Origin of the sequence: Gracilinema caldarium DSM 7334 (assembly GCF_000219725.1) — a bacterium.
Taxonomy (GTDB): Bacteria; Spirochaetota; Spirochaetia; order Treponematales; family Breznakiellaceae; genus Gracilinema; species Gracilinema caldarium.
Genome location: NC_015732.1, coordinates 2,769,890 through 2,794,968, shown reverse-complemented (window position 1 = coordinate 2,794,968; position 25,079 = coordinate 2,769,890). Strand labels below are relative to the sequence as shown.

The 25,079-nt window shown below is 47.1% G+C and carries 20 protein-coding genes; 8 read left to right on the top strand and 12 right to left on the bottom strand.

Annotated features, from left to right (window positions below; all coding sequences use genetic code 11):
• The first annotated feature begins 16 nt into the window (after window positions 1-16).
• The gene (locus SPICA_RS12570; RefSeq protein WP_013969864.1) at window positions 17-2,290 is read left to right on the top strand and encodes a CHASE2 domain-containing protein; all 2,274 of its coding nucleotides are present in this window, start codon (window positions 17-19) and stop codon (window positions 2,288-2,290) included.
• Here SPICA_RS12570 and SPICA_RS12565 read toward each other — a convergent pair.
• The 8 genes from SPICA_RS12565 to SPICA_RS12530 all read right to left on the bottom strand — a co-directional run bounded on the left by SPICA_RS12565 (window position 2,259) and on the right by SPICA_RS12530 (window position 9,697).
• Window positions 2,259-3,392, bottom strand: coding sequence for a hypothetical protein (locus SPICA_RS12565; RefSeq protein WP_013969863.1), 1,134 nt, complete (start codon window positions 3,390-3,392; stop codon window positions 2,259-2,261). The genes SPICA_RS12570 and SPICA_RS12565 overlap by 32 nt on opposite strands.
• 7 nt (window positions 3,393-3,399) lie before the next feature.
• Window positions 3,400-3,816, bottom strand: a complete 417-nt coding sequence (locus tag SPICA_RS12560) for an OsmC family protein (RefSeq protein ID WP_013969862.1) — start codon at window positions 3,814-3,816, stop codon at window positions 3,400-3,402.
• Window positions 3,817-3,829: 13 nt separating this feature from the next.
• On the bottom strand, window positions 3,830-4,186 hold the full coding sequence (locus SPICA_RS12555) for a DUF190 domain-containing protein (protein ID WP_013969861.1): 357 nt from the start codon (window positions 4,184-4,186) through the stop codon (window positions 3,830-3,832).
• On the bottom strand, window positions 4,179-4,577 hold the full coding sequence (gene crcB, locus SPICA_RS12550) for a fluoride efflux transporter CrcB (RefSeq protein ID WP_013969860.1): 399 nt from the start codon (window positions 4,575-4,577) through the stop codon (window positions 4,179-4,181). The genes SPICA_RS12555 and crcB overlap by 8 nt, the downstream gene beginning before the upstream one ends.
• Window positions 4,578-4,646: 69 nt before the next feature.
• Complete coding sequence (gene mgtE, locus SPICA_RS12545) at window positions 4,647-6,026, bottom strand: magnesium transporter (RefSeq protein WP_013969859.1); 1,380 nt, start codon at window positions 6,024-6,026, stop codon at window positions 4,647-4,649.
• Between the two features lie 341 nt (window positions 6,027-6,367).
• Window positions 6,368-7,168, bottom strand: a complete 801-nt coding sequence (gene nagB, locus SPICA_RS12540) for a glucosamine-6-phosphate deaminase (protein WP_013969857.1) — start codon at window positions 7,166-7,168, stop codon at window positions 6,368-6,370.
• Between the two features lie 58 nt (window positions 7,169-7,226).
• Window positions 7,227-8,396 carry an N-acetylglucosamine-6-phosphate deacetylase gene (gene nagA / locus SPICA_RS12535; protein ID WP_013969856.1) on the bottom strand — a complete coding sequence of 390 codons (1,170 nt, stop codon included), beginning with the start codon at window positions 8,394-8,396 and terminating at the stop codon, window positions 7,227-7,229.
• A gap of 107 nt (window positions 8,397-8,503) precedes the next feature.
• On the bottom strand, window positions 8,504-9,697 hold the full coding sequence (locus SPICA_RS12530) for an ROK family transcriptional regulator (RefSeq protein WP_013969855.1): 1,194 nt from the start codon (window positions 9,695-9,697) through the stop codon (window positions 8,504-8,506).
• A gap of 240 nt (window positions 9,698-9,937) precedes the next feature.
• Here SPICA_RS12530 and SPICA_RS12525 point away from each other — a divergent pair, with 240 nt between their 5' ends.
• From SPICA_RS12525 to SPICA_RS15050, 3 genes are all read left to right on the top strand, one after another.
• Window positions 9,938-10,477: a hypothetical protein gene (locus tag SPICA_RS12525; RefSeq protein WP_013969854.1), complete on the top strand. Its 540-nt coding sequence runs from the start codon at window positions 9,938-9,940 to the stop codon at window positions 10,475-10,477.
• A gap of 117 nt (window positions 10,478-10,594) precedes the next feature.
• Window positions 10,595-11,812 carry an alpha/beta hydrolase gene (locus SPICA_RS15055; RefSeq protein WP_013969853.1) on the top strand — a complete coding sequence of 406 codons (1,218 nt, stop codon included), beginning with the start codon at window positions 10,595-10,597 and terminating at the stop codon, window positions 11,810-11,812.
• A gap of 826 nt (window positions 11,813-12,638) precedes the next feature.
• Complete coding sequence (locus SPICA_RS15050; RefSeq protein WP_013969851.1) at window positions 12,639-17,249, top strand: acyl-CoA dehydratase activase; 4,611 nt, start codon at window positions 12,639-12,641, stop codon at window positions 17,247-17,249.
• An 80-nt stretch (window positions 17,250-17,329) separates the two neighbouring features.
• Here SPICA_RS15050 and SPICA_RS12510 read toward each other — a convergent pair whose 3' ends face one another.
• The gene (locus SPICA_RS12510) at window positions 17,330-18,007 is read right to left on the bottom strand and encodes a hypothetical protein (protein ID WP_013969850.1); all 678 of its coding nucleotides are present in this window, start codon (window positions 18,005-18,007) and stop codon (window positions 17,330-17,332) included.
• Window positions 18,008-18,132: 125 nt separating this feature from the next.
• On the opposite strand from SPICA_RS12510, the gene SPICA_RS12505 reads away from it, so the two are divergent.
• The 4 genes from SPICA_RS12505 (at window position 18,133) to SPICA_RS12490 (ending at window position 21,983) form a co-directional block, all read left to right on the top strand.
• Window positions 18,133-19,251, top strand: coding sequence for a helix-turn-helix domain-containing protein (locus SPICA_RS12505; protein ID WP_013969849.1), 1,119 nt, complete (start codon window positions 18,133-18,135; stop codon window positions 19,249-19,251).
• Window positions 19,252-19,316: 65 nt separating this feature from the next.
• Window positions 19,317-19,811, top strand: a complete 495-nt coding sequence (gene purE / locus SPICA_RS12500; RefSeq protein ID WP_013969848.1) for a 5-(carboxyamino)imidazole ribonucleotide mutase — start codon at window positions 19,317-19,319, stop codon at window positions 19,809-19,811.
• Window positions 19,808-21,007 (top strand): 5-(carboxyamino)imidazole ribonucleotide synthase, encoded by a 1,200-nt coding sequence (locus SPICA_RS12495; protein ID WP_013969847.1) that lies wholly within the window; start codon window positions 19,808-19,810, stop codon window positions 21,005-21,007. Before purE ends, SPICA_RS12495 begins: the two co-directional genes overlap by 4 nt.
• A 67-nt stretch (window positions 21,008-21,074) precedes the next feature.
• Window positions 21,075-21,983, top strand: a complete 909-nt coding sequence (locus tag SPICA_RS12490; protein ID WP_013969846.1) for a hypothetical protein — start codon at window positions 21,075-21,077, stop codon at window positions 21,981-21,983.
• Here the strand turns inward: SPICA_RS12490 and SPICA_RS15045 are convergent.
• The 3 genes from SPICA_RS15045 to SPICA_RS12480 form a co-directional block, all read right to left on the bottom strand.
• Window positions 21,978-22,562, bottom strand: coding sequence for a hypothetical protein (locus SPICA_RS15045; RefSeq protein WP_052296386.1), 585 nt, complete (start codon window positions 22,560-22,562; stop codon window positions 21,978-21,980). The genes SPICA_RS12490 and SPICA_RS15045 overlap by 6 nt on opposite strands.
• 133 nt (window positions 22,563-22,695) lie before the next feature.
• Entirely contained in the window at window positions 22,696-23,553 is an 858-nt protein-coding gene (locus tag SPICA_RS15040; protein ID WP_052296385.1) for a hypothetical protein, read from the bottom strand.
• 264 nt (window positions 23,554-23,817) lie between these two features.
• Entirely contained in the window at window positions 23,818-25,029 is a 1,212-nt protein-coding gene (locus SPICA_RS12480; RefSeq protein ID WP_013969845.1) for an ISL3 family transposase, read from the bottom strand.
• Between the last annotated feature and the right edge of the window lie 50 nt (window positions 25,030-25,079).

The following is a 25,079-nucleotide window of genomic DNA, read 5'->3' as shown; positions in this document are numbered from 1 at the left end:
TGTGTATTATGGACCCATGAAACATCTGAAGTTTGTGCCCTTTATTATAGCTCTGCTTATATCAGGGATATATATTCTGAGCATTCCTGACCTTCCCTTAGGACCAATGTATGATCTCTTGATGAAATTGAGGCCCAGGCTGGAAGCTCCCGCAGATCTTGTGGTGATTGATACTACCAATCTAGATGGAGATCCCATTACTTCAGACGATGTGGTTCGTTTGCTCATAACCCTCTCTGCTATGGAAAGTCGTCTGGCGGTGTTTCAAACCAGGGTCCATTTGCCCGATGAGCATCAAAGCTTCAGCAGTACCGAACGTCAGCGGCTAGTACAGAGAGAATTTGCACGGATTCAGAAAAATATTATCAATCTATTTGATGGTATCCGTTTGGGTTCGGTACGGCCTCAGGATGCCGCGCGGTATGTTCAGGATGTAACGGGCCTTGTGGAAGAAAGTAAAAATCGGCTTCTCCTCACTATCGCCGAATCAGGTAATATAAGGGAATTGGAGCTCGAAAAGGCCCGTGCTCTTTTTAACCGAATCATTGTATGTGATGACCTTGAGTGGGGGCGTTCTGCAGGAAGTGCACTGGAAGTTTGGGGCGGGCAGGCCGTGTATTCCAGCGTAGATAGGGATGCTGACGGTATGTTACGGCGAATCTATCCGGTACGAGAACTGCCTAATAAACAACTGGTCCATGCTGGTATGGCCCTGCTCCTATACACCATAGGTGGAGATGCTACCATTGAAGGTTCTGTGAATACCCTCAGTATAAGAAATGAAAAGGTCCAGTATGTGCTTCCTCTGGATACTCGCGGCCGCTTTCTGGTTCATCATACTGAATCCTATAAAACGATACCATTAAAAGATATACTTGCCTATCAGGAACAGGAAAAAAAACTTTACGAAGCCCTCAAAGAAATGGAGCGGTCCGGTTATTTTATTCATCTGGATCCCCTCCAGTATCCTACTACATTATATGAATATACCCAGTCTCTGGAAATGGAGGTATTGGATTCACCTCTGCCAGATCTATTACGACAATGGCGTGAAGCTCGAAAAGCGTTTTATAAAGCTGTATCAGAGTATCTTCAGGGCCCTGCAGAACAGACTATTCTTAAGGGCTATGATGCACTACTTGTAACAGAGAACCTGAAGGAAGGAGGCAAGGAACGAATTGCTTCTCTTAAAGAACTGGTTTCCCAATCCTTTAGCTGGGCACGGAAAGCCTACGATGAACTGATGGTGTTGTATACTCAACTAGAATCGGTTCTTTATAATGGTTACTGCATTGTCGGTTCCACATCGGGAGATGCAGAAGCTAGTGTGGCCTTGCTCAGTACTATCCTGTCCCGTTCTTTTATCTATCCTGGAAAACCCCTCTATCTTTTTCTGGCAAATACGGTTGTTCTTCTCGTACTCTTTATCATGAGTACTCTGTTTTCTCCCCTCTGGTTTTTTGTGTTTTCTGTTATTTTAGCAATCATTTGTCTCTTTATTAATGCTGGGCTTTTTGTTATAGGTGGATACTGGTATGCACCAATTATACCGGTAGGTATCGTGTTAGGTTCATCGCTGCTTTATCTGCTTGAACAGGCTCTGCTCTTACTATATATGCGCCGCCATCAGGAACTGGCGCTGAAATATCGCATGTCACAGGATGCCTTTAAAACCCATCTCCGGTCTATTCCCCTGCATGATCTGGCGGTGGTCCCAAAACCAGTCGATATTCAAGAAATGGAAGCCCTTATTCTGTGTGTACGGCATGCATCCTTTTTAGGCGATGGCCCTTCCATCCCTCTTAAAGATTTTGCCCAGGATGTGAAAGTTTTTCGGCACAAAACAGCAGAATTGATCAAGTCATATGGTGGTACGATCCTGTGGATGGACGGTGAGGTACTCTTTGCAGCCTTTGGTTTTCCCCACCGCGCTTCTCTGCCTTCCTGGAATCCTGCTCGAGAAGCCCTGACTGCAGCCCAGAACATTGTTACTACTTTTTCTGATGAACCGGTGACGGTGGGTATTGATTATGGGATTTCTGCCTTTTATTTTGATGTTCTTTCTGGATATTCTGCCCTTGGCAGAATCAGTATTCATGCACGGGTCTTATCTGGTCTTGCCGGACGCTATCAGGTTCGACTACTCTGTTCAGAATCCGCTATAAACTATATACAAAATCACATTGATGAACCCCTTGGCGCATCATTCATCGATACACTGGTGGATAAGCAGGAACAGCGGGATATCAGATTCTTTACTATCCCTTATAACGGTCATTCAGGATTGTAAAAACCGAATTCATCAATTTAAAACGTACCACCTTGCCCGCACCGTGTTCCGGAAATGCTCGGTATCGCTCACCATCATCGGAAAAAGCGGAGGCTTTTTCACCAGGGAAGGGGGGGTACCGCTTTTGGGTCCAGCGTAAAGATGGATCTTTAAGACTGGTACCTGGTTTTGCAGGGTCAAATTCGATAAAAGATTCGTGGACCCCCCGTTCTTCCAAGGGGGCCTCATCGGTACTCTGGAGGTACCGGATTCTTCCGTTTTGAAAATCCACTGACTGGATTATGGCTGAATGTACTGCCCGTCCGTCACTACCCCGAAAGAGAATGATATCGCCACTTCGCAGGTTTTGTATGGAATCTGGTACTTGTTCTAACTCAGGCCGTTTAGAATCGAAATACCAGGTCCCGACAAATTGTCCTGGGTCGAGTTTTCGGGGCAGTTTCAGGGCCCTTTGTACGGTACTCCGTAAATCGACACCAGCTTTACGGGCTGTAGAGGTTAGCACATGCCACACAAATCCAGAACAATCCATACCAAGCCGTCCGATACAATAGAGGTAATTATATATATCGGTGGGGTCTACGTCCTGTCCGTAGTGGAGCACATAGGGTCGATGGGGCAAGCCCTTGTATGCTTGGGCTTTCATACGGGCAATTTCAAACAAGTCTCTCGTCCAGGTCCAGCGACGGCTTGCAAGATCGAATATGAGTACCTTTTCTTTTCCATCCTGTAGTATGTTGAGATACCTGGAAAAATCCTCTGATGTGAGGATGGTATCGATACTGGTCCATAATTCACTAGGATTCGACTTTCCTCCTCCTTGAATGATAAGGTCTGTATCTGCCAGTTCTGACCGTTCATTGTTTTCGGCAAAGGGCATTCTGATGTTCATAACTCTGCCATCAATGATGTAGGTCTTGAAGCATTGGCGGTAGGCTTCCTCGATGGCAATTTCAGTACCCCGTTCCCATTGTTCCGAGGGAGATGCGAATTGGGTAATTGCCGAAAGGTCAGGAGACTCTGCACTGGCAAGGATCCCTGGCAACCACAGGGCCAGATTTAAAACAGCAATGAGGGGAAAAACAGCGGACCGTCGTTTCATCAATATACTAGATATACTGAACTTCGAACTCGACAGGAAGCGCCTTTTTAAGAAGCGCACTGACTCCGCAATAGCGATCCTGTGAAAGGCTGATAGCTTTGCGGACGTTTTCATCCTTAAGGCCGTCGGAGGCTTTAAATTCGTAGATAATTTTAATGGTAGTATAGGTTTTAGGGTGTTCTTCGGTTAGATCCCCCTGGACCCGCACGTTAAAATAGGATACGGGTTCCCGCATCTTTTTGAGTATGGAAATCACATCCATACCGGTACAGCCTGCAAGGGAAACAAGGAGAAGCGGTTTAGGCGTTGGGCCGGTATTGTTACCGCCTACTGCCGCATCCGCGTCCAGAGAGATTTTGTGGCCGCCGACTTCGGCCGTAAAAGACATGTTGTTATTCCACGTACAGTTAATTTCATGTTGCATACTCTACCTCCTTTTATACCAGCTTGGTACTAGTTCCACGATGATCCCGATACTTAATAACCCGTATCGTTTCCATGGTTACGAGACCTTCGGTAACAACCTCATCAAGAAAGGGGAGAATTTTATCGATCTGTTCAGGTATATCAATAATTTCAATTATAATCGGCATATCGTTGGACAGATCGAGTATATGGGCGCTTTTTAGTTTGCTATCAGCCCCAAATCCCATAATGCCTCTCTGGACTGTTGCACCTGCCAGACCTAACTCACGGGCTTTTTTTACGATGACCTCGTAGAGGGGGCGACCTTGATGATGGTCATTTTCTCCGATAAAAATCCTCAGAAGGAGGTCTTTTTCTTCACTATGCATGGAAGCCTCCTGTTAACAATGATTTTAGCATAGAAAAGGATATCATGCCAAAAAGAACCGCAAGGAGCCCTAAGCCATTGTGGAGGGCAAGATTAAGCAGCGTGTAACCGACTTCATGTTCCTCTGCCAGGTTTATGGTTTCCAGGGCATAGGTTGAGAAGGTGGTAAAGCCTCCTAAAAAACCTGTGGTTACCAGTAATCTGAAGGCAGGATTTGCGGTGGATTCCTTAAAGGCCTGAAAGAAAAAGCCAATTAGGAACGATCCGATAAGGTTCACTGCCAGAGTCCCCAGAGGTATGGGGGCAGTGGAATGTTCTGAGATGATACGAGATAAGAGATAACGGGAGACAGCCCCAGTGCCCCCGCCTAGTAATACTGCCAGTATGTTCATGATTGAACAGTATGGCAAATCCTGGCGGGGTATTCAATTCCTCTATGACTGGGGGCCCGACGTTTAATCTTATATACCGAGCAGAAGCCGGGCGGTGCTGAAATAGATAAAGAGCCCCGAAATGTCCACAATGGTGGTTAAGGCAGGGCTTGCGACGAGGGCCGGATCAAGCCCGAAGGCTGCTGCGATGAGGGGGAGAAGAGCCCCAATAATCGTAGCACTGAGAACTTGAATCCCAAGGGCTATACCGATGGCGAGCCCTATATTAATGATGTTCATAGATTCGGGGATGCTTGCTCCGCTTGAGGTAAAGTATACCCGGAGGAACGCAAGTACCCCCAGTACTAGAGCGAGCAGAAGACCGACCTGGGCTTCTTTCCAGATTACCTTAAGAATATCCTTTGGGTTTATTTCTTTCAGTGCCAGGGCTCGAACCACCACAGTAGCCGACTGGCTTCCGGTGTTGCCTCCTGTATCAGCCAGCATGGGCATATAGAAGGCGAGGATCATCAGGTTCATAAGGGTGGATTCAAAGGACTGGAGGATAGCCCCTGAAACCAATCCCAGAATAGCGAGAATGATAAGCCAAACGACCCGATGACTGAAATGGGTCCAAATGGATGTTTGTAGGTAGTTGGTATCCTCATGTTTTCCTGATATAGCCATGAACCGTTCCATGTCTTCGGTCCGTTCCTGCTCAATAACATCCAGGGCATCGTCGTGGGTGATGATACCCACCAGATTTCCATTTGTATCTACCACCGGCAGTGCTACCAGGTCGTACCGGGAGAATTTATAGGTTGCTTCTTCCTGGTCCGCTTCTGCCTGAACGGCAACTACCTGGCCATCCATAATGTCCCGGAGTTTTTTGGAAGGATGGGAGAGGATGAGATCCGCAAGGCGGACAGAGCCTACTAGGTGGCGGCCTTCATCGAGGACAAAAATGGTATAAATAGATTCCTTAGCGGGACCTTCCAGCCGTATTTTATCCAGGGCTTCCCGGACTGTGATATCCGCCGGCAGAGCAATATAGTCCGTAGTCATAATGGAGCCAGCTGTGCCTTCCTTATAGGATGCCAGCTTCTTTATATCTTCCCGTTCCCGTTTGGCCAGGACGGGGAGGACCGAATCGAACTGTTCTTCCGGCAGGGATTTTAATAGGTCGACCCGGTCGTCCGGAGAAAGGTTGATGACTAGCTTGGCCAGGTCGTTTTTATTCAGTTTTGCTGCAATATGGGATTGCAGGGAACCTGGTAGTTCGCAGAAAATATCTGCGGCGGTCTGGAGGGGAAGTTTTTCCAAAACGAGGTTTACATCGTCCTCTGGGAGTCCAGATAGAATTTCTGCGGCTTCTGTGGGGTGTCGGTCTTCGATAAATGCGGCAATTTCTTCGAATTTGCCCTCTTCGATGAGGGCCTTAATGTCCGGCGCGATTAATTGATCCAGCATGATTGCCTCCTATAGTGATTACATTCGGAAGCACTCCTGCTGGTTGGTCGGTCTACAATTCAGAGACAGGCAGACAAGAGGAGGAGGGCTTCCGGTTTAGAACGTTGTGTTGAACAAAGTTGAACACATAAGTGAGGTTCCGGGGGCTGACTACTACCAGGGCCGTCGGAATCGTTCATACCTTTCCTCCTTCTCTCGATGGGATTATACGGCAAAAGAAAAGCCGTACCAAAAGCACGTGGCTCTCTATGTTGTTTTTACAGCATATATAAACTTTTGAAAAGTTTCAAGTTTTTTGTGCCGCCAGTTTCTTTTGCTACAAGGGCTAACTGAGACAAGGTTCAGCCGGGAATGCGGTTTGCCTTTTCGATATCCATAAAGTAGCGGACTGTACCTACCTTAAGCTCATCGGTGGCCGCATCATCGCAGACGATGATGGCCCGCTGGTGCATCTGCAGGGCCGATATGGGCCACATGTGGTTAATGCCTCCTTCGATAGCTGCATGGAGGGCCCGGGCCTTGTTGTGGCCGTTGGCGATAACGACCACTTCCCGGGCGTCCAATACGGTGCCGATTCCGACCGTGAGGGCCGCGACGGGCACCTGGCTTACATCCCCATTAAAAAACCGGGCGTTGACAAGCCGGGTATCCAGGGTTAGTTCCTTATCTCTGGTTCGGGAGGAGAGGGACGAGCCCGGTTCGTTAAAGGCCAGGTGCCCGTCGACCCCTACACCTCCGAGGAAGAGTTCAATACCGCCAGCGGCCGCGATGGCCTGTTCGTAATCGGCGCATTCTTTGGCCGGATCCGGGGCCATACCGTTTAAAATATGGACATTCCGTTCATCAATATCGATATGAGAAAAGAAATTTTCCCACATAAAACGGTGGTAACTCTGGGGGTGTTGGGCATCGAGGCCGAGATATTCATCCATATTAAAGGTTACCACATGGGCAAAGGATATCTCCCCGGCCTTATACATGGTGATAAGTTCCTTATAAACCCCCAGGGGGCTTGATCCGGTAGGAAGCCCAAGAACAAAGGGCCTGGTTTTGGTCGGCTTATAATCTCTGATTCGTTGTGAAATGTACTGGGCGGTCCATCGGCTGACTGCTTCGTAATTCGGCTGGATAACAAGACGCATGTCACACTCCTTAGTTGTAGGTTGCTTCTCACAGCTTGGTTTGTTTTAAGAAGCGTACCTATAATAGATTCTTTTTAAGGCTGCCTCCAACGACGGTGGCAAGGACCTGAAACTGGCTGTTGAATACCACCAGGTCTGCTTCGTTTCCGGGAATGATGGTTCCCCGGCGGGCAAAGCGCATGACCTGGGCTGGATTGGTGCTGGCGGCTTTGACTGCTTCTTCCAAAGAGAAGCCAAAGCGTACCAGGTTTTGGATGCCCCGAATCATGGTAAGACTCGAGCCGGCGATCACATCATCAATCTTACGATGGAACACTCCGTCTCTCAGCAGGACCTCTTCCCCATTGGCGATAAAGGGGCCCGTTTGTTGTTCCGTTGGTTTTAATGCGTCGGTTACGAGAACAATCTTATCGATTGGCTTGTCCCGGCGGAGCAGGGTAAAGAGGTCAGGATGTACATGAACCCCGTCGGCGATGATTTCGCAGGACATCTCCGGGTGGATAAGGACCGCACCAACCGCGTTTGGGTTCCGGTGGTCCAGTTTGCTCATGGCATTAAAGAGGTGGGTGGTGTGCAAGATCCCGACCTGCATGCCCTCGACCATGTTTTCATAGTTAGCATTGGTGTGGCCCGCCTGTAACACAATTCCTTTTTTGACGCAGAACAGGGCCAGTTCTCGCATGTTTTTCAGTTCTGGGGCAACGGTCATGTTGACAATGTGGCCCCCGGAGGCTTCCCAGAGCTGTTCCATAAAGGATAGGTCTACGGGGCTTAAGGTTTCCGGTCGCTGGACCCCGAGCCGCTCCGGTGAAATAAAGGGGCCTTCCAGGTGAAGCCCCATGATTTTAGCTCCCGATTCCTTTCCTATAGCGGCGGATACCTTTCTGACTGCTTCGAGCATGGCCTTGGGTTCCGCAGGGTAGAGGGTTGGATTAAAAGCGGTGACTCCGTATCCTGCCAGGAGCCGGGACATTTCCACAACCGATTCGGTGCTTGCATCGTCGGTGCCAAAGCCGCCAAAGCCATGGATGTGAGTGTCGATGAATCCCGGTACGATATACGTGCCGCCCGTATCGATGAGTTGAACATCGGCGCTGAATCGTTTTTGTTCAAAACGACGCTGGGAAAAGACATCGGAAATAACGCCCCCTTCTATCAGCACTGCACAGTGCTCCATGGCCGCAAAACCGGTGAGGACGGTACCGTTATATAAACACAATGATCCCATTGGTAACTCCCTTGCACTTCTTGCACAGGCTGCTGAACGAGCCCTGTGAGCTTATTTAGCAGACTTCTTTAAAAAGCCGCCTTTGACTTAGTAACGGCTTTGTAGGTTCATTGCTTGCTAGGTTCTTTTCTGGTATGTCCCTGGGCAATCAGGGTAAACACATCGTCCCAGTCGATTCTGAGGTACCCGCGAACATCGGAAAGTTCGGGCACCGAAAAGAGTTTTCCCAGGAACATGGAGGCAGCCCCATGGGCGACATCCATTCGGCCGCCGGAAGAAAACTCGAGCCTGCAGTCGACCCGGTCCATCACTTTCTTTAATCCATCGAGCTGTTCATCATAAACAGTTTGTACCAGGTCTTGCCGGGTACAGATATCGCCATGGAGGAACATTGTTTCCGGATCAAAAACAGAAACCACCGGTTTTAAGCTCTCGAAAAGTTCCGCAATAAAGGTTTTGTATACCCCATCATCCTGTTGAATCCGGGCCATTTCCTGAAAATTCATTCCAAACTGGCTGCCGTCGCCGGGTCGCCAGAGTACACTGGTAAACTCTCCTGCGGCATAGCGTTTCCCATAATGGAGCTTTCCGCCAAGAACCAAGGCCATACCTACTCCCATGCCAGGACCAAGACCGGTGGTCGTATTGTATCCATGATGTTCTATCAATACACAGAGAAAGTCCTGTAATGGTGGGTCTCGATACCGGGCCAGAGCTTCCCAGGCACAGCAATTGGCATCATTCTCGATGAGTACCGGTACCGGATAGGTACAACCGACTTCCTTTCCGAAGTGGTAATTTTCCAATTTGAAAGGGTCTGACTTGAGAATGATGCATTCATCGGGGTTAACAATGCCTGGAAGGCCAGCACAGATCCCTAAAAGGGGGAGTCGAGTGCTCTCTACCACCGGCCGCATCCGTTCCACTACTTCACTAAAGGCTAAGGGAAAATCTTTATTTTGTACGGGACCTTCTATCTGATGCAACGTGGTACCATAGACATCTACAACTACCGCACGGAACCTATCAATCTGTAGTTCTAAGCCTAATACACATCCCATGTGCTCATTAATTCTAAGTAGTATAGGGCGCCTACCACCCTGACTCGTAACTTCTCCTTCTTCGGCTTCATAGACTACCTGGGCATCGATAAGTGTCTGGATAATGTTAGTTACAGTTGAACGATACAGCTTGAGTTCTCGGGCTATCTCAATGCGGCTGATGCCAGGTTTTCGCCAAATGGTCTGGGCGACCATTGAGATATTGGCATTCCGCTGAAAGTTATTATTATTTATTCTCATAATAATGATCCCTTAAACAATATACTATAATTTAATGCTTAGTACAAGCTGTGAACAAACGTAATGCTGGTATTAACTGTACTTTAGAAGGGTTTTAAAAAAAAGGAATTATTTTCTCTAGATTTCTTTAATATTAGCAATATACTTATAAAGGTAAACCTCGAATCATGTGGTACATGGTTATGAATCATATGATCCTGAGGCAAATTATCATTCTTATTCTGATAAAGGAGTGTTGCTATGAAAAGAAGTGTACTTCTCACGGGTTTGTTAATAATTATAATATTACTAGATAGTTGTGGTAGTATGCCAGTTCCTGGTGTTTCAGTAAATATTCCAGGTCCGAATTTGTCTGGGGCCGCTGCAACAGCTTCTTCATCTGAAGTTATGGATTTTAAAAAAGATGAGGTTTTATGTTTAAGTCCTCAAGATCAATCTAATAATGGAAGATTCTATTTAGCGAGGGTGATTACCCCTGCTTCCAAGGAAACAAAAAATCAGGCAGAAGTTCTTTTTATAGAAGATGGTGTTAAGGGATGGACGAGTAAGGTTATTTTAACAAGAAAAGTAGAAAAAGCAGATTTGACTATAGGCACTTTAGTATTTTACCCTGATGGATGGCAAATGCATGAAAAAATGAGTCAGGATCAATATCGTTTTGCCACGTGGAGACTTGGTAGAATTACCAATAATGATGAACTCTTTAAAAATTTGATAGAAATTGCTGGGGCGTCTTATTACTATTCGGTAATTCGTATTCCCTTAGAAAAAATCGAATAAGAGGGAAACAATTATAAAAAACACAGGGTCTTTCATATTTATTGATCCTTTGAAGGACCCTCATAACAGAGATTTATCTTAAAAATCGGTATAGTAATTATAAGTAGGTGTAACTGTGTGTTTCTAAACAATAATTATCTTAAACAACATAGGTGGCAAAACAAAGTTGTTTATGGGATATGGTTCTGTTTTATATTTATAACAGCATGTGCAAATACAAAACCTCTTGTTGATGAAACCAATGCATATCGGGTCTCCCTCTGGAATGAGGTTCCCCAATTGTCCCGGGAAAGCGGACCACCGGGGCTTAGCGGGATCTCCGGCACAACGGGGGTTACCGCTGAAGCAGGCGGCGAGGACATCAATTATGATAGAATCTCTCCCCTGGCGGATTATGGCCGTTCGCTCCTGGAAAATATCTTCAAAACCTGCAGGTTCTGTGCAGAAGCTTCAGGAGATGGAGGGGGACAGTCTGGTAGCTCCTCTGGCGACAATTCAGACGATGATCTTGACGCGGGTGGGACCGGCAGGGCGGGGGCCCTGGTCTATCGCCTGGGCTGGGTTCCTTTCCGGGAAGCACCCCAGCGGTCCGCGGATGTACAGCTTTTTATCCAGGTTCTTTATAAAACTACAGAATATCCCCGGGGGACAGCGTTGCTGTTCCATGGTTATGCCAACGATTCAAGTTACATGACCGGCGTTGCAGGGGCTCTGCTCAACCGCAACTGGGCGGTGGTTTTGGTTGACCTTCCTGGTCATGGGCTTTCGACAGGCCCGCGGGGAGACGTGACGACCTTTTCAGATTACGGCGATATGGTACAAACCGTACTTGACCAGGTACTCCCCCTGTTCTCTGATGAACTTCCCGAACCCCTTATTGCCTTTGGTCACAGTACTGGAGCCCTGGCTCTTGTTGACTACTCTATCCGTTATCCCAACCGATTTACCCGTATGGTGTTCTATGCACCTCTCATCCGTCCTGTCTGGTGGCATATGGCCCGTCTTGGCCGCTGGGTACTAGGTCCCTTTGTACAGAAAACCCGGGCCTTTGCAAAGTCACCTCTGGGGCTCCGGGTCTTTCCGGTCCATTGGTTTGATGAACTGGTGCGCTGGAACATCTGGGCACAGAAACAGACCGCTATACCCTTACCGCCCACCCGGATTATACAGCCCGTCCATGATAGGGTGGTCGAGAGTACTTATAATGCCCGCTTTATCCAACAACGGGCGGTAGAAACAGACCTGATCCGTATCGATGGCTTGAGTCACTTTGCCACCGATTCCCGTGTTCCAGACAGCCGGCTCCTGGAAGCTATAGTTTCATATTTTGAGTAATAGAGGAAATAGTCAATGCCTGGAATCGTCACTTCTCCAGTGGAAGTTGTTCAAATAAGTAAGTTCGGGCTCTGGTTAGCGGTACGAGAAGAAGAATATTTTTTAGATTTTTCTTTTCGATTCGTCTTGAAAGCAGCTTTTACTGCCCTTTTCCTAAATTATCCAGGATGCTTACTACTAAGTTGATAAACCTCCTTTTGTGTATTCATTCTGAAATACGGATTGTGATCGCTACATTTGGTTTGCCTTTATTACAGGGGTGATTAAGTTTAGTACACTGTGTCTTTGATATGAGCTCAATATAAGATCCTCTGGTGAAGGTTCCTGCTCCTAAATAATAGCACCCCCTTGATCTACGCGCCTCCAACGAAGCTTGGAAAAATACTATTATATGAATTACCATAAGAGAAGGGTTCCAAGTGATAGAACTAAAGTATAAGTAGTACGAATGTATCAAGAAATGGAAAGACTGGTTGAGTAACAACTCAAGATGGTCCATGAAGCTTTAGAGAAGGGTATTGAATCTACAGAAAGGAAGTATAGCCCCACGACTATGACAGTACGTAAGTGGGTGGAGCGGTATGAAGCGGATAAGAAGGCTGACCTAGATGAACGAAGCTGTAGGTTCTGGAAGAGGCACTCAAGCCTCAAAGGCTTAGATAGGCTTTAAACTGTTGTAATATGAGTACATCTATAGATGGGGGGATACGATTTAATAACGCTTCTAAAAATTGTATTTTTTAGTGGGTCCCTTAATAAACTTGACTGTTGTTGTCTTAGTGTCATATTGACCCCCTGCAAGGCTTCTCGATAAGATAGAGCTATTATGAATACGAAGTATCCCTTCTTAGGTATCGACTGCGGTTCTACCACAGTAAAAATCGTTGTGTTGGACGCGGATTTGCAGATCCTTGATTTACTGTATGCCTATCACAAGGGAAATCCCTATGGGGTAATTCAGCAGTACCTGCAGAATTGTCCCTATCAAACCTTTTCGCTGGTGAGTGCAACCTCCAGCACCCCCTATTTTGTGCTGGCAGACCATCGGTTTGAGAACAAAATCTGCTTTATCGATGGGGTTAAACGGCGTTACCCCGATGTGAAAAACATACTCCTTGTGGGTTCGGAAAAATTTGCCCGTATCATCTTTAATGATGATGGTTCATACCGGAAAATGAAGGCCAACTCCACCTGTGCGGCGGGGACTGGAAGTTTCCTCGACCAGCAGGCGGTGCGGCTTGCGATTGAGTCTGCAGGCCGGCTTGCAGAACTAGCCGCCCAGTCGGGGCCCCAGACACCCCGCATCGCAAGCCGCTGTTCTGTGTTTGCTAAAACTGACCTTATCCATGCTCAGCAGGAAGGCTGGGCCCTCTCGGAAATTTCTGACGGTCTCTGTGCAGGACTGGCCCGCAACATTGCGGATACCCTGTTCCCCGCGGAACAGCTTGCAAGCCCCACCGTCATGGTAGGCGGGGTTGCCCTGAACCGTCGGGTTGTACAGCACCTGTCGGCCCTTGCAGGGGCTGAGATTATGGTTGATGAATCGGCGGCCCTCTATGGTGCCATCGGGGCGGTTCAGCGGGCTCTGCAGGTTGCTGGCAACGAAGATACCCCCCGTCCGCCCAGATCTGCTGCAGAGATCCTGGGCAAACAGGAAGAACGACGGCGTTATGTGCATCAACCTTTGGAAAAGAACAATGCAAACTATCCGGACTTTAGTTCCTATAAAAGCTACAACCAGGTAACCACCCGGCTGGGTGAACGAAACCCGGTCGAAATTGATCTCTATGTCCCCCTTTCGCAGGGAACAGTGCCGGTATACCTGGGCATAGATATTGGTTCCACCAGCACCAAGGCGGCCCTGCTCGATGAAAACCGAAATATGCTGGCAGGGCTTTATACCAGGACCGCCGGGGACCCGATTCGGGCGGTGCAGGGACTTTTAGAGGCCATGGAAGCTATAGAAGCCCAGGAAGGGGTAAACCTTGATGTCCGTGCCTGTGCAACGACCGGATCGGGGCGAAAGCTGATCGGCGCCATTATCGGAGCCGACGGTGTTATCGACGAAATTACCGCCCATGCCCGGGCGGCGGTGGAACTGGATCCCCAGGTCGATACCATTATCGAGATCGGCGGCCAGGATTCCAAGTTTACGGTCCTTAAGGATGGGGTTGTCGTTTTCAGCCAGATGAATACGGTCTGTGCCGCAGGGACGGGAAGTTTTATAGAAGAACAGGCGGTGAAACTCGGAGTTCCCATCAGGGACTATGCCCTCAGGGCCCTGGGACATCCCGCACCGGCTACCAGTGACCGGTGTACCGTGTTTATGGAGCGGGACCTCAATAACTACCAGAACGAAGGTTACGCGGTAGAAGAACTCCTGGTGGCAACCCTCTTTTCGGTAGCCGATAACTACCTTTCCAAGGTGGCCATGGAAGGTTCCATCGGTTCCCATGTGGTGTTCCAGGGGGCCACCGCCAAAAACAAAGCTCTGGTGGCCGCCTTTGAGGAACGACTGAAGCGGTCCATCGCGGTCTCTCCCTACTGTCACCTGACGGGTGCCATGGGTGCGGTCCTGCAAACCCTGGACGACCAGGCCGCGCAGGCAAAAACTGTCGGCGCCGCGGCCACGCTTTCCGCCGTGCCTGCCTCCAGCGCCTCGGCCGCCAGCGCCGCAGCCGTTACCGTGCCCGCCGCCGACTCTGCGTCCGTCGCCACTACTGTGACCGCTACCGGCGCTGCGGACGCCGCGGGCACCAAATTCCGGGGCCTTGGGCTTTCCCGGGAAACCATTGCCCAACGGAACGATGTCTGTAACGGTTGTACCAATAACTGCAAGCTTCACATTATTACTGTTCAGGGCGAAGAAATTGTCTATGGCTACCTCTGCGGCCGCGGGGCCGGGGATCGGACCTTTGTCTCCAAGAATAAGTCCGGTTTTGACCTTTTGCGGGAACGGCGGCACCTTCTGGAACAGGCGGTGCAATCCGTATCGCGTCACAATCAGGGGCAGAACGGGCAGGGTAAGCAAAGCCTCACCGGTCGTCTTTCCAACGCGGTGGTGAACTTTTCTACCAGTACCATCGACCTCTTTAATGATGCCCTGCACCAGGCGGCGGATTCGGTGCTGAAAATCAGGGTTCCCGCTGAGAAAGATACCGCCCAAAACTCCAGTCAGGCCACAGGTCAGTCTGCCCTTTCATCAATCCGGATTGGTATTCCCCGGGCTTTGTATATGCAGGAAGACAGCCGCCTCTGGCAGTACTTTTTCCAGTCCCTGGGGTTCACGGTGGTGATGGGGGAAGATACCAGTGCTTCCATCGGAACGGGAAAGCGTATCGCCGGGGCAGATTTCTGCGCCCCCATCTCGATGATTCATGGTCAGGTGCAGGGTCTCCTGGAAAAGGCTGATTATGTGTTCCTCCCGATTTATCTCGAAGCTCCCCGGCATGGGGAAACTGTCCCAGAGGCTGAGGAACGTCGTTTCTTTTACTGTAACTATTCCCAGTACACCCCGACCCTGGTCAGTGTGGCCACCGATCAGGGAAATCGGATACTAAAGCCCCTCATATATTCAAGTTTCGGGAACGACAGCGAGGCAATTTTTGAACTGCGGGAAATGCTGCGGCCCATCCTTGCAGGCCGGGGTATCGATGTACCGGTCCCCTCGGTGCTGGAACGGCTCTATCGCCAGATAAAGGCGATAAAAGCCGCTTACAACAAAGCTCTGGTCGATTTATATCAGCGGGTACGGCCCGAAACAGACGAGTTTGCCATCATACTGACCGGAAGACCCTATACCGCTCTGAGCAGGGGCCTGAACAAGGGTATCCCGGATATGTTTGCCCAACATGGCCTTAAGGTGTTTTTCCATGATATGTTCCCCTCCCCAGAGATCCATCATCATGATGCCCTGCTCCAGGCCTATCACTGGTACTATGCCTCCCGGGTTATCGAAACGGCCCTCTATTGCCGGACGAAGTCCACCATGTATCCTGTACTGGTAACATCCTTTAAGTGTGGCCCCGATTCATTTGCCATAGAGACCTTTAAGGAAATCTTGGACAAGGCCCGAAAGCCCTATCTTATTCTTCAGATTGATGAACATGACTCGGCGGTGGGCTATGAGACCCGCATTGAGGCAGCTGTCCGGGCTTTCAGGAACCATTTCCATTCGGTACAGTCCACCTCGTTACACACTGGCCCGGCGGTCATCCAGCCAGCCCCGATTCCTGGCGGTCAGACCAGCAGTAAACCAAAAGCAGAAAAAATCCCCTTCCCGCGGAATAAGACGGTCCTCCTCCCCAACTGGGACCCCCTGGTGGTGGAACTTCTCGCCGCAGCCCTCCGGGGCCACGGTATCGATGCCCATGTGCTCGAAGAAAAGAGTGAGTATATTCAGCACGCCATGACCCATAATTCGGGTCAATGTATTCCCGTCAGTGTCATTGCCTATGAGGTGATGAAGTATATCGAGACCCGCAAGCTCGATCCTCAGAATACGGTGCTCTGGATGGTAAAGGCCCTCTGGCCCTGCAATATTCCCCTCTATCCTCTCCAGATTGAATCGATACTCCGTAAAGCAGGCAAGGGTATGGAAGCGGTTCAGGTCTTTACAGGAGACCTGACCTTTATGGATGTATCTGCCCGGATGACCCTGGATGCTTACTATGCTTATGCCCTGGGGGGCCTCTTGCGGAAAATTGGGACCCGGATTCGGCCCTACGAGACCTTGCCGGGGGCTACCGATGCCTTTATCGCCTCAGCATTAGAGAAGTGCGCCACTACCCTGGAAAAACGACAGCCCATGGTTCCCGTGATTAAGGATATTGCGGCGGGCCTGAGTTTTATTCCCCGCAAAGAGGGAAAGCGCCCCAAGGTTGCCCTCTTCGGAGACTTTTATGTCCGGGACAACGATATCTTTAACCAGGACTTAATCCGGTCCATCGAACGGGCCGGCGGCGAGGTGGTAACTACCTCCTATGTGGAATACCTGAAAGCCACGGTGGACGCCTTCTTTGATCGCCTGCTCATCGAGCGGCGTTACGGCCCCTGGCTCGGATACCGGGCCGTGATGATGGCCATCGCATCAGTAGAAAAATCCCTGGAACGGCAAACCGGCCTTGCCCTGAGCGAAGGGCCCTGGACCAATCGACGGCGGCAGGACGCCTACCGGTACTTTGGCATCCGGCCGGAAATGTCCGGAGAAAACTATGACAATGCCCTCAAACTGCTTAAGATTCTGGATGAACACCCGGACCTAGCCCTCTTTGTACAGGCAGCCCCTGCCTTCTGCTGTGCATCCCTTGTTACCGAAGGAATGAGCAAGGCCATCGAGAACCTGACCGGGGTCCCGGTCCTTTCCATCACCTATGATGGTACCGGTGCCCAGAAAAATGACGTGGTAGAACCCTACCTGGCCAAATACGGCACCTAATTATGGTAGCCGCTGGCATTCCAGCGAGATAGCTGTAGCGCCTGGCTTTGCTGTCGACGCTGGAATGCCAGGAAGTCATGTTAGGGCAGTTTCATGTAATTAGATCCCACCTTTTTAAATTTCAGAACCGGTTCAATGATAATCCGAATATCGCTCACCTTTTTGCTAAATTGGACAGCTTTGGCATCATGGGGATATCTTTCGAGCCGTACTTCATTTTTATAGAGGGTATCGGTACTTTTAATGACTCCTAAAAACCATGTATCATAGGATCTACGGCCAGCATCATCAATTTTACCACAGAGCACGAGCATCCCCTCCTGTAGTTCCTCCGCTACAGCGGGTCTGCTTTTGGTAATTACCCAGTTGGCAGAAATCCAAAATGACTTATTATCATAGAACTGAAGTACCTCCGCTTCTCCCTTTGTCTTTGCGGAGGCAGGGGTAAGTATTTTCCCGATTCCCCAGTTGCCTTCAAACCGGTCCGGAGCATAGGCCGGTACAAAGACTTCTCCTTCCTTTAGATAAGTTTCCGCTGGCATGGTCAAGCCTTTAGGCAATTGCCCACCCTGGTTAAAGGTAATGATCCCATCTTTTTCGCTTGGTCCTGTTTGGGCTGGTTGTGCTGGTTTGGTTTGGTCCTGATTTTGCTTTGTAGTAGCTGTAGAAATAGTAAAAGAAGCCGACGTGGGTGTTCCAGTACAACTGAGTACATATACAGCTCCGAGGGCAGCAATTACCAATACAGATGCTTTCATGGAATGATCCTCCTTATGTTCTTTTGCTCTTCTTACTAATACTAATGGCCGGCTGCTACTGGTTTGTCGTCTTAAAATGCAATATAGGACTAAAAATTTAGGGCGGAATATGCTATGTTTTTTATATGAGCCTACTCCTACTTTTTGCTCTTCCGGGAGCAATACAGGGAATGTTGTTGCTTTTACTTATTACGTTACGATTTCGCCACGCCGGTAATGTTCCTCTTGCTTTGCTTATTCTTACCTTTTCGTTAAGACTCGGGACAATCCCTACCTGGAACAAGGATATCATGCAATCTCACCCCTGGCTCTGGCCATTAACCACTACCTTGCCCTTTTTGTTTGGTCCCCTGTTATTCTGGACTGTACAATCCTTAAGCCAGACTAACCAATCCCGCATATCAATATTACATTTCATCCCCTATATAGGAGGGACCCTCCTCATCAGTCTGATTGTCGCAACCCTTCCTGAATTGTCGTATCAGTATCTGGTAGAACTTGTGTTTGATGGTTATCCACCCTTCTGGATGCTTGGTCTGAATGGCCTGAAGGTCATCATCAATCTGGGCTATGTAATGTGCACCCTATGGCTCGCCTTTGGGCCAAAAAGCTTCCATCTATCTACGGTGCATCGTGTTTGGATACGGGTTCTAGCAATTATCCCATTCCTCGTTCTGATAGTTTTTTGTATTGTCGCCTTATATCCGGGAGCCACAGCAAAGTTAGTCCAGGGCAATACAACTCCCTTTATTATATTAGCGGTGATTATGTCTCTACTTATCTATGCCATCTCTTTTCTTGTTCTTCTGGCCCCCGCCAGTCTTGAAGCAGGAGGTATTCCACTTAGCTGTAAAGGACAAAACCTGGCGACCGATGACCAATGCAGGGAATTGCTAGAAAGGGCTATCGAAAAACTAGATGGAGGTATGTTTAAAAATCCAAATCTTTCTGAAGCTCGATTAGCCAGAACCCTTGGGGTGCACCCTAACCGGCTGTCTATGGCAGTAAACCGCAGTCTTGCTAAGCCCTTCAGAAAGTTATTGAACCAGTACCGCATTGCATATTTTCAACAGGAAGTCTTGCGGGGAGCTTTGAAACAAAAAACGATTCTGGAAGTAGCCTATGAAGCAGGATTTTCTGCTAAAAGCACCTTTAACCGGGTATTTAAGGAAGAGACGGGGGAAACTCCGAGCGAATTTGAACAACGATTTAACCAGGGGAAATCGGGTAAAAGGCCAGATTGATGAACGGTCATTGCGAGAATGGGCGATTTATACTATAAAACTGGCAGCGGATAAGGAGCCGGTGTATGCATATATTGGTCGGTATGATTATGGGGTCCACCTCCGATTGGGAAACCATGAGCCACGGGGCGGCCATCCTGGATGAATTGGGAATACCCTATGAAGTAGAGGTTGTTTCGGCCCATCGGACGCCGGACAAACTTTTTACCTATGCAGAACAGGCAGAAAGCCGGGGGATTGAGGTCATCATCGCCGGTGCAGGCGGGGCGGCTCACCTGCCCGGTATGACCGCCGCAAAGACTTCCCTTCCGGTGTTGGGCGTACCGGTCCAATCCAAGGCTTTGAACGGCCTGGATTCGCTGCTATCTATTGTACAGATGCCGGCGGGGATACCCGTAGGCACCCTGGCGATTGGCAAAGCCGGTGCCATTAACGGGGCCTTGCTGGCGGCCAGCATTCTGGCAAATAAATATCCTGAAATTCGCCAACGGCTTAAGGCTTATCGGACCAAGCAAACCGAACAGGTCCTTTCCCATCCGGATCCCCGGGAGGCCCTATGAGCGAACACAACGCAGTTACATCGAAGGCTGTCCCAGTATCTCGCACCGCAGCCCAATTCGTTTCAGCCCAGAGCCCTCAGGTTGCAGGGCCCCGCACCGCAGCCCGCCAAGGCCGCGAGCTTCGCCGCATCGGCATTCTGGGCGGCGGCCAGCTTGCCCGCATGCTGGCGCTGGCGGGCCACCCGCTGGGACTCGAGGTGGCATTCCTTGACCCCGCTCCCGATGCCTGCGCTGGGGTGGTGGCCCGCCAGGTGCGGGGCCCCTACGACGATGTGGCAAAACTGGAAGAACTGGCCGCCTGGGCGGATATTATCACCTACGAGTTTGAAAATGTACCGGTCCAGGCAGTCCATTTTCTGGAAGAACGGCAGCAGTTGGTCTATCCCCCTGCGAAAGCCCTGGCTACCTCCCGGGACCGGCTTGCTGAAAAGCAGCTCTTTACTGAACTGGGAATACCCACTCCGGCCTTTGCGGCGATAGAAAGCCTGGCCGACCTGGAACAGGCAGTTCAAAGCATTGGTTTTCCGGCGGTACTGAAAACCAGGACTATGGGATATGACGGTAAGGGCCAGGTGGTGATCCGCAGGGCAGAAGATTGTAAAATCGCCTGGGAACAGATTCAGGGGCGCAGTGCCATCCTCGAAGCCTTTGTTGATTTTACCCGGGAAGTTTCAATCATAGCGGTGCGGAGCAGCACCGGAGAAGAAGCCTTTTATCCCGTGACTGAAAATGTTCATCGGGAGGGTATCCTGCGCCTGTCCCGGCCGCGCCGAAATGACCGCCGTCAGGCAGAGGCAGAAACCTGTGCCCGGAAAATTCTGGATCGCCTCGATTATGTCGGGGTCTTAGCATTGGAACTCTTTGATACTCCCCAGGGGCTTATGGCAAACGAAACCGCCCCTCGGGTTCATAACTCGGGCCACTGGACCATCGAAGGGGCTGTTACAAGCCAGTTCGAGAATCACCTCCGGGCCATCTTGGGGCTTCCCCTGGGGGCCACTGTCCTCCGGGGAGCGGCAGCCATGATAAATTGCATCGGAACCATGCCCGAAATGGAAGCGATTCTGGCCATTCCGGGGGCCCACTATCACAGCTACGGTAAAGAAGCCCGTCCAGGCCGGAAGGTAGGTCACTATACCATAACCGCCGAAACTGACGAAGTGCTCGACGAGTTGTTAAAGCAGCGGCGATATTGATTAATATACATTACAATATATAAAAAATACTCGCACAGACAGAAATCTTATGATACAGTAGAAGTGTATGATTGTTAATATTTATCCTTCTAGATGGATTGTAAAGGATCCAAATAAAAAAGACGAATTTAATCAAGATCATCAAATTATGTTGGTTTTAGAAGAAGACCAAACGTTGGTGATTGCAGATATTCATAGTGATATACCTAAGACTCTGTATCGACAAAAGCTTATGGCTTTACCTCCCGATGAGGAATTACAGCGTATAATCGGGGAGGTTTTTGGAATAGAAAAGCCTGAAGTTCGACCATACAACCCCAATGTAGAGCTTGATACATCAGCTCTACAGGGGCTTAAAAAAATGCCGGTAGATATCTTTCATAATGATTATCTTGATGAAAAGAAGCCTGCCGCCCTTGTCCTTTGTACAGATATTCGCAACTTTAGTGGGTTTCTCAGAGATCATGACGAGGGAACTGTTTTTAAACTGATTAAGGAATTTACATCTAATTTTCTATCCTGTGTAAATCAATTTGGTTATGGCTGTTCCTATTATAAACTTCTCGGAGATGGCGCCCTTATTATCTGGGATGAAACTAATGAAGCTACAATACAGGAAGCTCTTGCAGTTTTCGATACCTATATTGAATTTTTGGAAACAGATTTGTTTTGTGAATATCCTCAGCTTGGTCTTGGCGGTGCGCTTGTTTCAGAAACGCTTTATAAATATGAAATATCTGCTGAAGCTTCTCAACTAAAATATCGAGACTATATTGGTTATGGGATTAATCTTGCTGCTCGTATCCAAGGTTTGGCTCAAAAAAATCAACTCGTTATTAATAAAGCTCTTGCAAAATCTGGTAAAATACCCTATCAGACAAGTGAGGACCCCATTATCATAGAAGAACTCAAACGTCTGAAAGGTCTTAAAGAAGAGGACCTTGAACGATTGTATTATTATGAAGGGAAATTATAATACTTCGAAAAGTCGTTTAAATTCATGTTCGTTGTTATAATTATAAAACGGAAGAGCTGTTATGACATAGGTTTCTGTGTTAGTTTTTATAATATAATGTTTTTTTCTTATTTCATTTAAAAAATCAGCTTTCCATTTATCATGTTCTAATAAATGTTGTCCTTTTGATTCTATAAATATTTGCAGTGTCATTCGTTCGCCTTCACGTTGTTTGCAAAAAAGTAAAAAGTCTGGTTCAAAAGCTCTGCCAATGTTATCATAAATTTTTATTTCCCTTTCATTTCGAATGAGATAAATAGCATCATACTTGTTTGACAGAGCGTTATAGCATCTTGAGAAAAGATCTATAAATTTTTTTTCTTCAGATGTTCCATAATTAGCATTGTATACATACCATGGTGCACTATTCACTAGTGCTTCTTGTCCATTTGCTCGTTCATCGTTCAGGGATATCTTAATTTCTTTATCCTTGAATACATTATGTATATAGTCAAATATATAATCTGAACCTTCATATTCGATCAGATTACTTTTTAAAGTAGTTTCAATCTTTTGTAAAAGTCTATTTATAGCTTGCAAATAGTCAGAAGGAGTGATTTGATGTAACCGTGATTCTGTACCGCGAAAGGTAATTTCTAATCCTGCTAAATATTCCTGTTTGTTGATAAAGTTGGAAAGAGATCCTACATCAGGGAAATAATGTAATAAATTATCAAAATAAAAAAAATGGGTTTAGAATTAAAGCATACCGAATAATATGCTGTGGAATTTCTATTAATTTTATATCTTTTCCTTTCAATATAACTTCATTGTTTTGTAATGGTTCTGAGTCAGAAAAAATCGTTGTTGTTTTTCCTATACCAGACGATAGAATATGCTGGTAGTTTACTTTACCTAACCCTAGGTCAAGTAAAGTATGTAAGTCTTTATATTTTTTTATCTCTTTCTTGTTAAAAAAGACACGGCCATTTTTATAAAAATCTGAGTCTTTAAATATTTGTTTTAATGTAAGTTTTTTTACAATATAGTCTGATTCATCTTCATATATGCCCGTTTCTATAAGTGCTCTTTTTAATTCAGAAATATAACGACTATCTTCTCTTGTATGATAGTATAGCTCTTCTAATATTTTTAAATCACTCGCAGGATCGTTATCATATTTGCGAATGTATTTGTCTTGTCTTTCGTGAATAGAAAATGGGTAGTACCTTGCCCCGCGGCCAATTAACTGAGCTTCCGAAATGGTTGTTTTTCCTGGTTTCCCATTCTTTCCATCCCTATCCTCATAAAGGCGAACTATATCAAAAAGGTTTAAAACATCCCAACCTTCATTGAGTTTCTGGACTGCAAAGATTGCACGGATTGGATTATTTTCATCTTCTAATGTGTTAAGTAAGATTTGATTGCGCTCTGCTTCGTTATCATTATTTGCACTTAAGCAGTTTTCTGGTTTAAAATTGGATTGTATGCATTTGACAATTGTTTCTAATGAAATATCATTTTTATCAAAAAAGGCAAAAGCTTTTTGTACAATAGATACGGTTGAAGTTTGTTTAATATAATCAATCATAGGAACAGATAAAATGTCTATAAGTTTATGAAAATTTTCTTTATTCTGTTCAGATTCTTTAATAGTTTTTTTGCTTTAAATAAAATAACTGGTTTTAAATTGATATTATGAATAGCTGCTAATTTTTGACGATATAAATTTAATATCAAAGCTTGAATAATTCTGTTTTGTTCATTATACAAAGAACGAATTAGAGTAATTTCTTTAGAATATTTATCTTTTCTAAATTCAGATAGATCGTATTTATATAGGTTCTTCGCTATTTTATATGGGTAAGTACCCCAGTTTACCAGCGACCCGGTAAATAATAAGCTTAAAATAATCAAGGGATCGAAAACCCCTTGCCCGGGCTTTTGCAGCCTGGACTAAACTATTAAGTCCTTCTAAAATTGCATTCGTTATATGGCTGGTAAACCAACGAACAATACCATTCCAATGCCGTTTTAAGGTTCTTGCAAATTCTACCATCGGTTCTATTCGGGATCGAACTGCCCATGCATACCATTTTTTAAGAGCTTCTTCTCGATTGAATGAAACAGGTCCTGGCTTAAATATGTGTTGAAAGACTAATTTCATTCTGTAAGCACGACCGGTTTTTAATTGTAATGAAGATAGAGACTGTAATTTTTCTTTTTGTTTTTTAGTGAGGTTTTCGGGATTTTTAAGCCAAATATATCGAGTCTTTGTTAAATCCTTTTCTTCTATCTGTTCTCTCCGACGAGTTTCATCCACAGCCTGGTTTAATAGTTTCATTACATGAAATTTATCAAAGGTTATTTGGGCTTTGGGAAACAGTGTTTCTATACCGTTTATAAAAGCAGGGGATAAGTCACAGGAAAAGTCTGTAATGGCATCGGGAACCCCTCCGTATGTGACAAGATGTTCTTTAAATGCTTGTAGTGTAAGAGAATCCTTTCCTTTCGTTACAAATATGACTTTGTTCGTATCAAGGTCTACAAACAGACTGACATACTTATGTCCCTTTCGACTGGAAGTCTCATCCACTCCTACTCGACGGACCTGTGACAGATCTGATTGTTCCAGGGCTTTGTTCACGTAATACTCTATGATTCGCCAAAGCCGTGTATCCTCTATCCCTACCATATCGGCAATTGCTTTTACTGGCATCTCATCAACCAGAGCCATGATCATTGCTTCAAAGAGCAGGGTAAACCCGGATCGTTCGCGAGCCCAGGGAACCTGGATTTGTTTCACCCCATGTTTTTTACACGAGACCCAAGGTACCCATGCATGCAAATAGGTTTTATATTGAAAAAAATTGAGATGCTGCCATACTAATTCTTTTGTATCGTATGCACCGCACAGCTCGTGGCAAACGGGACATTCAAATTGAGAACCCCGTTCAAAATCAAGGTAAATATCAAGCCTTTTTTCAGTTTGATTGAAATCACTCTGTACTACAAACCATTCGTTCCCAAGGCTGAGAGCAGCCTGAAATAATTCATAATCTTTCATAGTAGCTTATTATTGCCTACCCACACGTTTTAGCGAAGAGCCAAATAATC

Excerpts from the sequence above, each read along its gene's own strand:
- SPICA_RS12510 (WP_013969850.1), bottom strand. The coding sequence starts at position 18,007 with ATGAAAGCATCTGTATTGGTAATTGCTGCCCTCGGAGCTGTATATGTA.
- SPICA_RS12565 (WP_013969863.1), bottom strand. The coding sequence starts at position 3,392 with ATGAAACGACGGTCCGCTGTTTTTCCCCTCATTGCTGTTTTAAATCTG.
- SPICA_RS12555 (WP_013969861.1), bottom strand. The coding sequence starts at position 4,186 with ATGCATAGTGAAGAAAAAGACCTCCTTCTGAGGATTTTTATCGGAGAA.
- SPICA_RS15050 (WP_013969851.1), top strand. The coding sequence starts at position 12,639 with ATGAATACGAAGTATCCCTTCTTAGGTATCGACTGCGGTTCTACCACA.
- SPICA_RS12570 (WP_013969864.1), top strand. The coding sequence starts at position 17 with ATGAAACATCTGAAGTTTGTGCCCTTTATTATAGCTCTGCTTATATCA.
- nagA (WP_013969856.1), bottom strand. The coding sequence starts at position 8,396 with ATGGGATCATTGTGTTTATATAACGGTACCGTCCTCACCGGTTTTGCG.
- SPICA_RS12505 (WP_013969849.1), top strand. The coding sequence starts at position 18,133 with ATGAGCCTACTCCTACTTTTTGCTCTTCCGGGAGCAATACAGGGAATG.
- SPICA_RS12560 (WP_013969862.1), bottom strand. The coding sequence starts at position 3,816 with ATGCAACATGAAATTAACTGTACGTGGAATAACAACATGTCTTTTACG.
- mgtE (WP_013969859.1), bottom strand. The coding sequence starts at position 6,026 with ATGCTGGATCAATTAATCGCGCCGGACATTAAGGCCCTCATCGAAGAG.
- SPICA_RS12525 (WP_013969854.1), top strand. The coding sequence starts at position 9,938 with ATGAAAAGAAGTGTACTTCTCACGGGTTTGTTAATAATTATAATATTA.
- SPICA_RS12495 (WP_013969847.1), top strand. The coding sequence starts at position 19,808 with ATGAGCGAACACAACGCAGTTACATCGAAGGCTGTCCCAGTATCTCGC.
- SPICA_RS12530 (WP_013969855.1), bottom strand. The coding sequence starts at position 9,697 with ATGAGAATAAATAATAATAACTTTCAGCGGAATGCCAATATCTCAATG.
- purE (WP_013969848.1), top strand. The coding sequence starts at position 19,317 with ATGCATATATTGGTCGGTATGATTATGGGGTCCACCTCCGATTGGGAA.
- SPICA_RS15040 (WP_052296385.1), bottom strand. The coding sequence starts at position 23,553 with ATGATTGATTATATTAAACAAACTTCAACCGTATCTATTGTACAAAAA.
- nagB (WP_013969857.1), bottom strand. The coding sequence starts at position 7,168 with ATGCGTCTTGTTATCCAGCCGAATTACGAAGCAGTCAGCCGATGGACC.
- SPICA_RS12490 (WP_013969846.1), top strand. The coding sequence starts at position 21,075 with ATGATTGTTAATATTTATCCTTCTAGATGGATTGTAAAGGATCCAAAT.
- crcB (WP_013969860.1), bottom strand. The coding sequence starts at position 4,577 with ATGAACATACTGGCAGTATTACTAGGCGGGGGCACTGGGGCTGTCTCC.
- SPICA_RS12480 (WP_013969845.1), bottom strand. The coding sequence starts at position 25,029 with ATGAAAGATTATGAATTATTTCAGGCTGCTCTCAGCCTTGGGAACGAA.